The sequence below is a fragment of the Ochrobactrum sp. P6BSIII genome (genome assembly GCF_014138065.1).
GTDB lineage: Bacteria > Pseudomonadota > Alphaproteobacteria > Rhizobiales > Rhizobiaceae > Brucella.
In genome coordinates, this window is the sequence record NZ_JACGXB010000033.1 from 1 (window position 1) to 11,664 (window position 11,664).

Genomic DNA, 11,664 nt, shown 5'->3' on the forward strand with positions numbered 1-11,664 from the left:
ATCTTCGGCCCGGTCGCTTCGGTCATCCGCGTCAAGGATTACGAAGAAGCGCTCGCCACTGCCAACGATACGAACTTCGGTCTGTCGTCGGGCATCTGCACGACGAGCCTGAAATACGCCACGCATTTCAAGCGCAATTCGGAAGCGGGCATGGTGATGGTCAATCTGCCGACCGCCGGTGTCGATTTCCACGTGCCGTTCGGCGGGCGCAAGGGTTCGAGCTACGGCCCGCGTGAGCAGGGCCGCTACGCCGCCGAGTTCTACACGACGGTCAAGACGGCCTATACGCTGGCCTGATAGCAGTCTGAGCGGATGCAATAGCCGGAGGGAAACCGCCTGTTATTGCGACCGTTCGCTTCCGGCCCCCTGGATGTCTGGTGCCATTTAGACAAACTTTGCAACCCGCCTTTCTGACTGGCAATCTGAACACGGAGTTTGCTTTATGTGCCTAACGCAACACTGCTTGTCATGGCCGGTAACCTTAAGTTTCTTATAGCCCAATCGATTGTTCGTCTGGTCAAGCTCCATTGTGTATATCCCATTGACATATCCCGATTGATGAACTATTTATGTCTTATCACCGAGGATATAATTAGGAGTGACGCAGATGGAACAGGGAGCAGTATTCCAGAGCAATCGAAGCCAAGCTATCCGCTTGCCAAAGGCAGTAGCTTTACCTGCTGATGTGAAGCGTGTTGATATCGTTGCTGTGGGGCGCACTCGAATTATAGCACCGGCTGGTGAGGTCTGGGATAGTTGGTTTGATGGCTTAGAGGCGACATCTGACTTCATGAATGAGCGTGATCAGCCTGCTTCACAGGAACGCGAGGCGTTTTAATGCTGAGGTACATGCTGGATACCAATATATGCATTTTCACGATCAAGAACCGACCGCAGCAAGTGCGTGAGGCGTTCAACCGCTTCCACGATCAATTGTGTATCAGCTCGGTTAGTTTGATGGAATTGATATACGGTGCGGAAAAGTCTGCCCATCCTGAAAAGAACCTTGCAGTCGTGGAGGGGTTCGCAGCTCGCCTCGAGGTGTTATCGTATGATGAAGCGGCAGCAAACCACACGGGCCAATTACGTGCTGAATTGGCCCGCAGTGGAACCCCTATTGGCCCATACGATCAGTTGATTGCTGGCCACGCTCGCTCACGTGGCCTGATTATCGTTACGAATAATCGCAGGGAGTTTGATCGTGTTCCTGGCTTACGAGTAGAAGACTGGACCGATTAGTTTCTTAGTTCTGCTCCCGGCACACATTTATGACCGCTTTCCCGGTTTATTCATCAGAACCGGGCATTCAGCTTTCGGCCCCATTGCCACCATTCAAGTTCTGCAGAACATAATCCTGACTGGCAATCAACCAATTCACGATCAGGCCTGGTGAAACAGCGAACGCGATCTTTGACAATGTGGCGTTCGCCGTAATCGCGCTTAAACAGGCTCGGCCAGCACCTTGAGTGCATTACCACGAATCGATTCGTAATCGGGATAACTATCGTTGCCGAGCTGTTCAAGTTTTGAAAGCTGAACCGATGTGTCAAAGATGAACTTTGCCCGATCATAGCGGCGTTTCATGAAGCGAGCCAGCGCTTCGCTGAGATCGCCTTCTGCCGCGAGCTCTTCAGCCAGAACGATGGCGTCTTCGACAGCCATGACGCCGCCACTTGCCAGATGCGGCGTCATTGTATGTGCCGCATCGCCAATCAGTACGCAACGCCCGCGATACCATGGCTCGGTGACAAACAACGTCTCGAGTGGCCGATAGATATAAGCGGTGCTTTCGATCAGCGTCGGTCGAATGGCTTGTGCGAACGGTTCTGTGTATTCCTCAAGAAGCTCGGTCATCAGGTTGCGCGTGCTTTCGGGCGTCACCCAGATATTCTCTTTGAGGTTCAGCATCAGATAGGCGTAGATTTCATTGCCGGGCAGGGGAAATATGCCGAATTTGGTCGTTGTACCCTTCAGGGTCATGCCTTCGGTCAAGCCGATATTGTTGGGTACAATCCAACGCCATACACCCTGCCCGCCAAATTCCGGCTTCAGCTCCTTGCCAAATGTCAGTTCGCGAACCTTTGAATAAGCGCCATCGGCACCGACGATCAGGTCCACGGTACGTGTTGTGCCATCTGACAAGCCAACTTTTGCAGCGGTCTCACCTTGCTCGATAGCATCGACGGTCACGCCTTCAAGAATGGAGATGCCAGCATTGGTCGCGTTCTTCATCAAAACATCGGCCAACGCGGCGCGGGAGAGTGTCACATTTGAAGGCAGTCCATTGCCGGACTTGGCGACATAAGCCAGATCGGCAATTGGCTTGCCGCTGGCGTCACCATAGAAGATCGAATTGCTGGAAGTGCCCCGCGCCACGATTTGCGAAGCGATGCCATAGCGGTCGAGTAATCGCAGACCCGTAGGTCCGATACCAATGCCCGAGCCGGATGGATGTGGATCGAGATCGACGACCTCGACGCCTATCCCTTGCGTTTTCAGGACGATGGCCAGGCACAAGCCGCCCACGCCGCCGCCAACGATCAACACGTTGTTCACAGCCGCCATTTTCAATTTCCTTCTGATCTGGTCTTTAAATTTCAAACGAAGGCGTCGGGATGCTTTCCTTCAGCCGGATGGTGTATTCGTGCTGGGGGTTCAAAAGAACGTGCTCGGTCCGTCCTTCTTCAACCACTTTGCCGCGATGCATCACGATGCAAAGATCGGTCAGTTGTCGGACGACAGCGAGATTGTGGGAAATCAGAATGTACTGAACTCCCATTTCCTTCTGGATTTCCGCGAGCATGTTCAGAATTTGCGCCTGGATCGATACGTCCAGCGAGGCGACGGCTTCATCGAGCAAAATGAAACGCGGCTTGACCGCGAGTGCACGCGCAATGGCGACGCGCTGCCGCTGTCCGCCCGAAAGCTGCAATGGGCGAACGTCTGCAAGCCGTCCACTCAATCCCACTTGTTCGAGAAGACGGTGGCTTTCATGTCGGGCAGCATGGTCATCGGCGCCGTGCAGACGCAGCAACTCCCTCAGACCACCACCAATGCTTTGTCTCGGATCCAGCGAGCTGTAAGGGTCCTGAAACACCATCTGGATTTGCCGTGCATGCGCCAGTCTTTCAGCAGTTCGCCGATGATGCATGTAGGGCGTTCCAAAAAAGGAAATTTCCCCCTCGGTCGGTACTTCGAGCCCAAGCATCATGCGGGCAATCGTGGATTTTCCGGACCCTGACTCACCAATGATGCCGAAATTTTGCTGCGGTGGAATATCGAAGGAAACATTGTCCACGGCGATGATTTCGCGCGGACGTCGACCAAGCCCTGCCTTGACGTGAAAGACTTTCCGAAGCGAGCGGGCGGAAAGCGCGGGACTAGAGGCGCTGACAGACAGCATCGGTCGCTCCATATTTGGTGTCATAAAGGTGGCAGGAAACGCGGCTGGAACCAGCTGGCTGAAGACGTGGTTTCACATCGACGCAAGATTGCATCATGCGATCGCAACGCGGTGAGAATGCACAACCCGAAGGTGCCTCATATGCAGGTGTTGGACTTCCCGGCAAAACCGGCAAAAGCTCGACGCGCTCTTCCAGACTTGGGCGGCATTCCAGAAGCTTGACCGAGTAGGGATGACGTGGCGCCGTATAGAGATCGCGGCTTGTGCCAATTTCAACGATCTCGCCGGAATACATGACTGCCGTGCGGTCGCAGATGGAGGCTGCCAGATCGAGGTCATGGGTGATGAATAGGATGGCAAGGCCGCGCCGCTTCTGCAACTCCATAAGCAGGGCTGAAACTTCTGCCTGCGTTGTGACGTCGAGAGCTGTGGTTGGCTCGTCCGCAAGAAGCAGCTTGGGTTCGGTTGCCAGCGCGGCGGTGATCGCAACGCGTTGAAGCATCCCACCTGAAAGCTGATGGGGATAGCTTCTCAGACAACGTTCCGGATCTGCAATCCCCACCTCCCGAAGAAGGTCGGCAACCACTGTTCTCAACACATTGTATGGCCTGCGATCATAGAGCTGAAGCCCTTCCAGGAGAAAGTCTTCGATGCGCCGGACCGGATTGATATGTGCCCGCGGGTCCTGATAAATGACGCCTACATGGTGCTGCCGGTACGCGCGCAATTCCCGCGAGTTCATAGCGGTCACAGACCGGCCGGCGAATTTGATTTCGCCTTTGACTATGGCGCCATGGGGGAGGGTACGGGTGATGGCCTTCGTGGTCATCGACTTACCCGAACCGGATTCACCGACGAGCGCGAGGGATTCCCCTTCGCGTATTGTCAGCGACACGTTGGCCACAACCGGACGAATTCTGTTCCGCGTTGCGATCTCGACGCTGAGATTGTTAATTTCGAGCAGCATTACCGAGCCTCACGCTGGATTTGTGACAACCTGTCGCCAATAATGGTGACGGCGGTTACGACCACGACGATAGCGAGGCCAGCCGTTGCAGCTTCCCGGATTTCGCCCTGGATGATCCCTGCCTGTCCTTGTGCGACCATCAGACCCCAATCGGCAGCAGGTGCCTGAATGCCAAGGCCGATGAACGAAATGGCGGCGAGTTCGACGGTTGCGTATCCAAATGAGAGAATGAGCTGCGTTGCGAAGAAGGGCCAGATTGCCGGTAACAGATGCATGATGCAGATTCTAAGGCCCGACATGCCCTGCGATTCCAGCGCTTCAATATACGGCTGGGACCGTTCCCGCAGCAGGGTGCTGCGCAAGAGCCTTGCCTTATGAGGCACAGATGCAAGACTCAACGCCACAACAGCAGGCCAGAAACCGCTGGAAAACGTGGCTGTGATGAGCAAGGTCAAAAGAATAGCCGGGAACGCGAACTGAATATCAATGACCCGGCTGATCAGTATGTCGACGAAGCCACGGTTCCAGGCCGCGATCATCGACATGATCATCGCAACGGTGCCCGATAGAAAGACAATGGCGAGCGGTCCGAGCAATGCCGTGCGGCTTCCCCAGATCAAACGCGAAAGAATGTCCCGACCGAGTGCGTCCGTGCCGAGAAGGTTGACTTCACTCGGAACGCCGTAGGTGTTGATAATATCGATTTCCAGCGGGTCGTGTGGTGCAAGCCATGGTGCAAAGATTGCAATCAGACAGACAAGTGCCAGCACGACGACCGCGATGACGCCCAGGATGCCGAGTTGCGACAGGATTTTGAAAGCGAGATTGGGCTGCTGTTTGTCGACGTGGTTGGTTATGGCTTCAGCGGCTTTCAAGGCGAACCCTCGGATCTATGGCAATGTAAAGAAGATCGACAACGAAATTTACGAGCAGGTAAGTACCAACCAGAAGTGTGGAAACAGCCTGAACGATGGGAACGTCCTTTTGCTGGACTGCGGCGATGAGCAGCGTGCCGACCCCATGCAAACCAAAGGCGAACTCAATGACCACTGTTCCTGCAACCATAGTGGCCATGCTGATACCGGCAATCGTCACAATCGGGATCAATGCATTCCGTAGCACATGCCGGATCAGTACGAGGTGGGATGGCACACCACGTATGATTGCGGTTTGCACATGCTCACGCCTCATTTCGTCGCTGACGGAAACTCGCGTGATACGCGCGACAATGCAACAGGTGGTCAAGCCGAGCGCGATCGACGGTAGAACGAGGTGCCACAATCCGTCGGCAAATCCTTCGCCGGAACCGAGAGCTGGAAACCAGTTCAAACGAACAGCGAAAAACGTCACCAGAATGATGGAAGCAACAAAGCCCGGAGTGGCAAAACCAATGGTGGTGATGATCGACATCACCATGCTGACGAACCGCCCACCGATGGACGAGAGGATGCCTATCAGTATGCCAAGGCTGATGCTGAAGAGCGATGCCAGAGCGATCAGTCCAAAGGTTGTGGGCAACCGGCTGGCAATAACCGCCCAGACATTCTCACGCATTGAGTAGGACTGGCCCCAATCTCCCGAAAGCGCGTGGATAAGCCACGTGCCATAGCGCGTCAAAAGCGGATCATTCAAACCATATTGTTGTTCTATGAACGCGATTTGCTCCAGTGTCGCCGTGTTCTGGCTGCCACCGAGAATGAAGGCTACCGACGAGCCCGGCGAGTAATGCAAGGCGGTGAAGATGATGAAGGAGGCTATCAGCAGCGTTGCCGCTGCTGATAGTAATCGAATGGAAGCTGCTCTTAGCATTGGAGTGTCCTGCGGAGGCGCTTATTTCGCCGCGCCTACCTTGGCTGCCCAAGGGTAATAGGGGAATACGTAGGAAGCCGGTGCGCCGGTGATCGAGCCGTCCATGTAAAGCGCATTGGTGAATTCCACGAGCGGAATCCATGCCTTCTCACGGACGATGATGTCCTGGGCTTCGCTGATCATCGCTGAGCGCTTGGCTTCATCGGTTTCACTGCGGGCCTTGACGATGCGGTCCACGACTTCCGGATTGTCGTAATGTCCGAAATTGAGAGCCGCAAAGGAAGGGGTGAATACAGAGAAGAAATCGAGCGGGTCGGTCATGTTGATGTTCTTGGTCATCATCATGAAATCGTTCTGCCGCAGCTTGCCATCGAAAAACGCCGCAACATACTGATCGTAAGGCACTGCTTTCAGCTCAATCGGCACGCCGATCTTACGACCGGCATCCATGATCAGCGAAGCGAGCATTTCATAGTCGGAGCGAGCGCCATAGGCCAGAAGCAAAGGCTTCTCGATTGGTCCCGCTTCGGCAACGAGAGCATTTGCCTTTTCAAGATCAATTGCGGGCACTTCAAGGTTTGGCTTTGCCGAGGCCATATTGGAGAACGCCGCACTCGGGGCTGGCGAAATGGTCGGAATGGCCGCTCCATTGAAAACCTTCGCGGCAATGGCCGTGCGGTTGATGGCCAGCGACAGGGCTTGCCGGATTTTTTCGTTTGCCGCAACGGATGTCGCGTCAGGACGCATGTTCGGAATGAGCTGATAGTTCGAGAAGCTCTTGCCGAAATAGAGTTTACCCGCAGTCGCTTTCTTCAGAGCGCCAATAGCAGTCCCGGTTGGACCATACATGCCCTGCAGCTGACCAGTGATCAGGCCGTTGACCTGAGCCGATGTATCAACAACGAAATTGAACTCGAATTTGTCCGCCAGAGCGGCATGGGTCTGGTTCCAGTAATCCTTGTTCTTCTCAAGGATAATAGACGATCCGGTGTTCCATGCGGTCAGCTTGAAAGGGCCGCTGCACATCGGCGCAACCTGCGGCGTGCCAACCACGTTGCCGTTGGCTTCCGCATGGCTTTTCTTGATGACGGCGCTGGCAGCTGTTGCCATTGCGGAATTGAACATAATGTCGGGCTGCTTGAGCGTCACTTTGACGGTTTCGTCGTCAATCGCTTCAACCTTGTCGACATTGATATAGTAGCGCGCCCAACGGGATTTGACATTCGGGTCGAGATTGCGCTGAAGGCTAAAGGCAACGTCAGCCGTCGTAACCGGCGATCCATCCCAGAATTTCGCATCCTTGCGGATCTTATAGAGGTAGGTCTTGTCATCCGGTTGCGTAACGCCGGTCGACAACCAGTTCTCGACCTTGAAGTCAGGGTTGATGACAAAAAGCGTTTCACAGAGGTTCGACAGAACCTGATTGATGACGAATTCGTTCGATTGTGCCGGGTCCAGAGAAGCGGGTTCCTTGCCGAGCGCCCATACCACATCAGCGATGGGGCCTTTGGCAGCCGGGGTGTCAGCGATAAGCGCCGGGGGCTCCCCTTCGGCGGCATGCGCCAATCCAATCGTGCCAGCAACAGCAGATATCAATACAGCACTGAAAAGACTTTTCTTAGCAGTCATGTGGTTCCCATTTTCGTCGCCGAGTTCCCTGCGGCATTTTTGGTTGATAATTGCATTGTAATCTGCGGAATTACATTGTAATTGTCAAGCCAGTTTTGACAACTCGCATGCATTTGTTGGATTGTTGCCTGCCCGAACCTATTGGCTGCGATTCTTTATGAATGGCGGATCAATTGCCTTTAATGAGGAATGTGCTGAGATATGAGCATCCAAGACAGCCACCTGTATGTGAAATCCGTGGAGAAGGCTTTCCTTGTCTTAGGCGCGTTCAATCGCGATAAGCAGTCCCTGACACTTGCAGAAATAGCTGCCTATGCTGGGTTGGACCGCAGTGCAGTTCAGCGTTTTGTCTTTACGCTTCATGGTCTGGGCTATTTGACGAAGGAGACGAGCCGAAACTATAGGCTTTCGCCTCGCTTGCTGGAATTTGGTTTCACATATCTGGATACAGATCCACTTATTGCTCTTTCGCAGGATCATTTGAAGAAACTGCACGACGCAACAGGGGAAACAATTAATCTGGCCCAACTCGTGGGGGCGGATGTGCTCTTGGTTTCGCGTCTGGCGAGTGAGAAGATCGTGTCCGTCAATGTTCGGGCAGGCGCAAAACTGCCTGCGCTCTATACGGCCTCCGGTCTGACTATGGTCGCGCATCTACCCGGCGAGGAACAGGAGCGGATCATCGATGCAACGGAAATGCAGCAGCATACCGAGCATAGCATTGTTGAACCTGGCGAGTTCAGACGGTTATTACAGAAAGCACGCGATGATAATTATTGTGTGACCAGATCGCTGCATTTCCGGGGCGATCTATCTGTGGCAGCACCCATATTTAACGGTTCGGGTGAAGCCGTCGCGAGTGTGAGTATAACTTCGCTTGAATTTGAAGGGCCGGATGAGGAACGGGAAGCGCTGTTCGTAAAAGCAGTATCTGAAACCGCCGGGGCGATTTCAAAAGCTCTCGGTGCATTGGGTTGAGATTTAGACGAAGGCAAGATTGCAACGGCTGGGTCCATCGTCGGGCTGAATAACAAGTGCCAATATCTATTGACTGGCAATCAAAGCCCTTCATGGTCGCCCGCCCTCCAACTCAGCCATTCGCGCGTCATTCACAAACTCTCTGAAGCGGTCGCTTACCTCTAACATTGAAAGGTCTTTAGAAAGACCGGTATCTATCCATTTAGCGGCACAGTGTAATCCGGTAACAACGCATTCTGTTACCGCATCATATCGGATATTCCGTCTGTAAATGACTGGATTAGATCGTGGAACCGTCCGGTCTCTTTTTTATGACCTCAGTGAGGATCGAGATCGGAGATATCTATGACGCAGCTAAAGCAGCCATTAATCGCAATCGTTGGAGCCACCAGCAAACAGGGCCGGAGCGTAGCAACCACACTTCTCAAAAGTAAACGCTTTCGCGTTCGCGCTCTGACCCGCAATGGCGATTCTCCAGTCGCTCGCAAGCTCAGGGAACAGGGCGCGGAGATTGTGAACGTTCCCCTCGAACTTGGTCGCATGAACCAGCTTGTGCAAGCCTTTGAAGGAGCTTCCGGCGCTTACCTGATGACGCCTCCGATAGCACCACCGGATACGAGCGAGGTGCCACTTGGCCGAGAGCTGGCTGATGCAGCAGTCGCGGCCGGCGTGGAGCATATCGTATTCAGTACACTGGAGAATGTCGACGGTATTTCTGCTGGGAAGAAATACGCGCCACATTTTACCGACAAGGCACTGGTAGCGGATTACATTCGCGGGCTTCCTGTTTCGCATTCCTTTGTCATGCTTGCTTTCTTTTACACGAACCTGCTGGAATATTACGTCCCTCGTTATGATGGCGATAAGCTGCTGTTGCCGATTTACCTTCCCGAACATTTTCGCGCCCCTTTTGTTGATCCGTCTACAGCTACAGGACCCGTTGCTCTGGAGATTTTCTCAAATCCGCAGGTCTACGCTGGCAGGACACTGCCAGTTGTCGGCGACATGATTTCTCCTCATGAGATGGTTGAATCCTTTCACCGGGTGACAGGCATCAAGGCCTTATATCGAAACGCTTTTACCAGGGCTGGTCTGTTGGAGAATTTTCCAGCTTTCGCCGACAATGAACTGCTCGTACGAGAACTTCTCGGCATGGTGGAATATGCTGTGGAATATGGCTATTTCAGTAATGAGCATGATCTCGAATGGAGCCGTCGCCTTAACCCCGAGACTTTGAACTGGGAACAATTCTTGCAAACGACAGGATGGCGTGGGGACCGGCAATCCTTTGGCATTTAGGCTGGGTCGTTCTCCAATCAGTACGGCGTGATCCCCGGTAATTTCTTGAGTTCATCAACGAGAAATTTCACCAGCAGCCGGACACGCGCAATACCTGCCCGTTCGGGAACAACAAGTAGACTAACGGGGGCGGCGTCAAGATCGTAGTTATCGAGCACGGTTTCGAGCTTACCGGTATCGAGTAGATCCTGAACAAGCCAGAGGTGCGCGGGGGCAATACCGCGGCCGGCAGCGAGAGCAGCTCGCGCGGCCAGCCCATGGTCGACGCGCAGTGTTCCGGCCATCGGTACGATCAGACGCGTTCCGTCCGGCCCATAGAGAGAAAGTTGATCGCTTCCAGCGACGTTGGACATTACGACGCCATTATGATGCGTTAACTCTGCCGGACGTTCGGGCCGCCCGTGGCCAGCAATGTAATCAGGTGAGGCCACGATTTTTCGGCTGCTTGCTCCTATAGCTACGAGCTTCATAGCCTCATCGATGACAGGCCCAAGACGCAATGCGATATCCACACCTTCGCGGGCGAGATCAATGCGTTCATCGGTGAGATTGAGGTCTATCCGGATATCTGGATGTTTGTCCTGGAAAGCGAAGATCATGCGCGTGACATGCAGGACGCCGAGCGCTGCGGTACAGGAGACACGCACGGTGCCGACAGGTATGAGCCGAGAAGCTCTTGCCTCTTCAGCAGCCTGGTCCACAAGACGCAATATCTGCAGACAGTTCGAATAATACCGACTGCCCTCCTCAGTCAGTGAGACGCGCCGGGTGGTTCGACCGAGCAGGGGGACACCCAGTGCTGTTTCAAGTTCGTTGATATGACGGGTGACTGTCGACTGTCCAATACCAAGCTCTCGTGCCGTTGCTGAAAAGCTGCCACGTTGCGCAACACCGACAAAAGTCCGCATGCGATCCAAGGAAACGTCGCTATCATCCATTTTTCGGTATAATCCCGTTCATAGTCCTTTTTTTACTGCAAAGCAGGGCCATCTCTCTCCTTGCTCTGCTCGGCAATGACTGTCAATTCCACCTTATCGCCCTTGCCTCGGTGACGGCCAGTTCAAATCGTCGTGCCCTTGGCTTTCCAGAAATAGTTGTGTGCGCGGCAATCGACGAGATGGTTCCGCATGGCTTTTAACGTGTATTTGTAGTGAACGCTAAAAACAAGTTGACAGATCGGGCTGTGTCATTATTTGTAGTGAACACTACATTAAGATGTAGTGCGGCAAAGGCCGCTTGAGCCAATTGGGAGTGATGTTGTTATGATATCGATCCCGCAAAAAAGGTATGCCGAGGTGATTAGCGAACGAATTTTGAAAATTCTGCATCGGGTTTGGGTGGTTGCCTTGTTGGCTATATACCTCCCTTCGACAGCACTAGCAGCCGAGAAGAACTACATGGTCAAAGCCCCGGACGGGGTATCTATTGCGGTTCAAGAAACGGGCGATCCTGATGGACCGCCCATAGTCTTCATTCACGGCCTTTTAGGCGGCGTGGACGAATTGGTTGACGAATTGATCGAAGCTTGATTCAAGACTGCTTTTTGGAGGCAGTCATGAGCCGAGGCGATCTGAGCGAA

Annotated in this window: 13 protein-coding genes; 6 read left to right on the top strand and 7 right to left on the bottom strand. The window is 53.7% G+C overall.

Annotated elements, in window-relative coordinates; all coding sequences use genetic code 11:
* The 3 genes from FHW00_RS24035 to vapC form a co-directional block, all read left to right on the top strand.
* On the top strand, nucleotides 1–297 hold a 297-nt coding region (locus FHW00_RS24035; RefSeq protein ID WP_182514654.1), incomplete at its 5' end, for an aldehyde dehydrogenase family protein.
* 310 nt (nucleotides 298–607) lie between these two features.
* Complete coding sequence (gene vapB / locus FHW00_RS24040; protein ID WP_078341299.1) at nucleotides 608–838, top strand: type II toxin-antitoxin system VapB family antitoxin; 231 nt, start codon at nucleotides 608–610, stop codon at nucleotides 836–838.
* The gene (vapC, locus tag FHW00_RS24045; protein WP_078341300.1) at nucleotides 838–1,239 is read left to right on the top strand and encodes a type II toxin-antitoxin system tRNA(fMet)-specific endonuclease VapC; all 402 of its coding nucleotides are present in this window, start codon (nucleotides 838–840) and stop codon (nucleotides 1,237–1,239) included. The genes vapB and vapC overlap by 1 nt, the downstream gene beginning before the upstream one ends.
* Before the next feature lie 201 nt (nucleotides 1,240–1,440).
* Here the strand turns inward: vapC and FHW00_RS24050 are convergent, their stop codons facing one another.
* The 6 genes from FHW00_RS24050 to FHW00_RS24075 are packed head-to-tail and all read right to left on the bottom strand — an operon-like array spanning nucleotide 1,441 to nucleotide 7,808.
* Nucleotides 1,441–2,565, bottom strand: a complete 1,125-nt coding sequence (locus tag FHW00_RS24050; RefSeq protein WP_078341301.1) for an FAD-dependent monooxygenase — start codon at nucleotides 2,563–2,565, stop codon at nucleotides 1,441–1,443.
* A gap of 25 nt (nucleotides 2,566–2,590) precedes the next feature.
* Nucleotides 2,591–3,403: an ABC transporter ATP-binding protein gene (locus FHW00_RS24055; RefSeq protein ID WP_078341302.1), complete on the bottom strand. Its 813-nt coding sequence runs from the start codon at nucleotides 3,401–3,403 to the stop codon at nucleotides 2,591–2,593.
* Nucleotides 3,381–4,370, bottom strand: a complete 990-nt coding sequence (locus tag FHW00_RS24060) for an ABC transporter ATP-binding protein (RefSeq protein ID WP_078341303.1) — start codon at nucleotides 4,368–4,370, stop codon at nucleotides 3,381–3,383. The genes FHW00_RS24055 and FHW00_RS24060 overlap by 23 nt, the downstream gene beginning before the upstream one ends.
* Entirely contained in the window at nucleotides 4,370–5,245 is an 876-nt protein-coding gene (locus FHW00_RS24065; RefSeq protein WP_139364467.1) for an ABC transporter permease, read from the bottom strand. The genes FHW00_RS24060 and FHW00_RS24065 overlap by 1 nt, the downstream gene beginning before the upstream one ends.
* Nucleotides 5,232–6,179: an ABC transporter permease gene (locus FHW00_RS24070; protein WP_182514707.1), complete on the bottom strand. Its 948-nt coding sequence runs from the start codon at nucleotides 6,177–6,179 to the stop codon at nucleotides 5,232–5,234. Before FHW00_RS24070 ends, FHW00_RS24065 begins: the two co-directional genes overlap by 14 nt.
* Before the next feature lie 21 nt (nucleotides 6,180–6,200).
* Nucleotides 6,201–7,808 carry an ABC transporter substrate-binding protein gene (locus FHW00_RS24075; protein WP_078341305.1) on the bottom strand — a complete coding sequence of 536 codons (1,608 nt, stop codon included), beginning with the start codon at nucleotides 7,806–7,808 and terminating at the stop codon, nucleotides 6,201–6,203.
* Nucleotides 7,809–8,009: 201 nt separating this feature from the next.
* Between FHW00_RS24075 and FHW00_RS24080 the strand changes: the two genes are divergently transcribed.
* Both FHW00_RS24080 and FHW00_RS24085 read left to right on the top strand, forming a co-directional pair.
* A complete protein-coding gene (locus tag FHW00_RS24080) occupies nucleotides 8,010–8,786 on the top strand; it encodes an IclR family transcriptional regulator (RefSeq protein WP_078341306.1) in 777 nt (258 codons plus the stop codon).
* Nucleotides 8,787–9,131: 345 nt separating this feature from the next.
* Nucleotides 9,132–10,085 carry an NmrA/HSCARG family protein gene (locus FHW00_RS24085; RefSeq protein WP_078341307.1) on the top strand — a complete coding sequence of 318 codons (954 nt, stop codon included), beginning with the start codon at nucleotides 9,132–9,134 and terminating at the stop codon, nucleotides 10,083–10,085.
* A gap of 17 nt (nucleotides 10,086–10,102) precedes the next feature.
* On the opposite strand, the gene FHW00_RS24090 is transcribed toward FHW00_RS24085, so the two are convergent.
* Nucleotides 10,103–11,023 carry a LysR family transcriptional regulator gene (locus tag FHW00_RS24090; RefSeq protein ID WP_078341308.1) on the bottom strand — a complete coding sequence of 307 codons (921 nt, stop codon included), beginning with the start codon at nucleotides 11,021–11,023 and terminating at the stop codon, nucleotides 10,103–10,105.
* Between the two features lie 324 nt (nucleotides 11,024–11,347).
* On the opposite strand from FHW00_RS24090, the gene FHW00_RS24095 reads away from it, so the two are divergent.
* Nucleotides 11,348–11,614 carry a hypothetical protein gene (locus FHW00_RS24095; protein WP_078341309.1) on the top strand — a complete coding sequence of 89 codons (267 nt, stop codon included), beginning with the start codon at nucleotides 11,348–11,350 and terminating at the stop codon, nucleotides 11,612–11,614.
* Nucleotides 11,615–11,664: the final 50 nt, after the last annotated feature.

Coding starts and splice junctions, on each gene's coding strand:
- FHW00_RS24070 (WP_182514707.1), bottom strand. CDS start 6,179: ATGCTAAGAGCAGCTTCCATTCGATTACTATCAGCAGCGGCAACGCTG.
- FHW00_RS24085 (WP_078341307.1), top strand. CDS start 9,132: ATGACGCAGCTAAAGCAGCCATTAATCGCAATCGTTGGAGCCACCAGC.
- FHW00_RS24055 (WP_078341302.1), bottom strand. CDS start 3,403: ATGCTGTCTGTCAGCGCCTCTAGTCCCGCGCTTTCCGCCCGCTCGCTT.
- FHW00_RS24080 (WP_078341306.1), top strand. CDS start 8,010: ATGAGCATCCAAGACAGCCACCTGTATGTGAAATCCGTGGAGAAGGCT.
- FHW00_RS24050 (WP_078341301.1), bottom strand. CDS start 2,565: ATGGCGGCTGTGAACAACGTGTTGATCGTTGGCGGCGGCGTGGGCGGC.
- FHW00_RS24095 (WP_078341309.1), top strand. CDS start 11,348: ATGATATCGATCCCGCAAAAAAGGTATGCCGAGGTGATTAGCGAACGA.
- FHW00_RS24075 (WP_078341305.1), bottom strand. CDS start 7,808: ATGACTGCTAAGAAAAGTCTTTTCAGTGCTGTATTGATATCTGCTGTT.
- vapB (WP_078341299.1), top strand. CDS start 608: ATGGAACAGGGAGCAGTATTCCAGAGCAATCGAAGCCAAGCTATCCGC.
- FHW00_RS24060 (WP_078341303.1), bottom strand. CDS start 4,370: ATGCTGCTCGAAATTAACAATCTCAGCGTCGAGATCGCAACGCGGAAC.
- FHW00_RS24090 (WP_078341308.1), bottom strand. CDS start 11,023: ATGGATGATAGCGACGTTTCCTTGGATCGCATGCGGACTTTTGTCGGT.
- vapC (WP_078341300.1), top strand. CDS start 838: ATGCTGAGGTACATGCTGGATACCAATATATGCATTTTCACGATCAAG.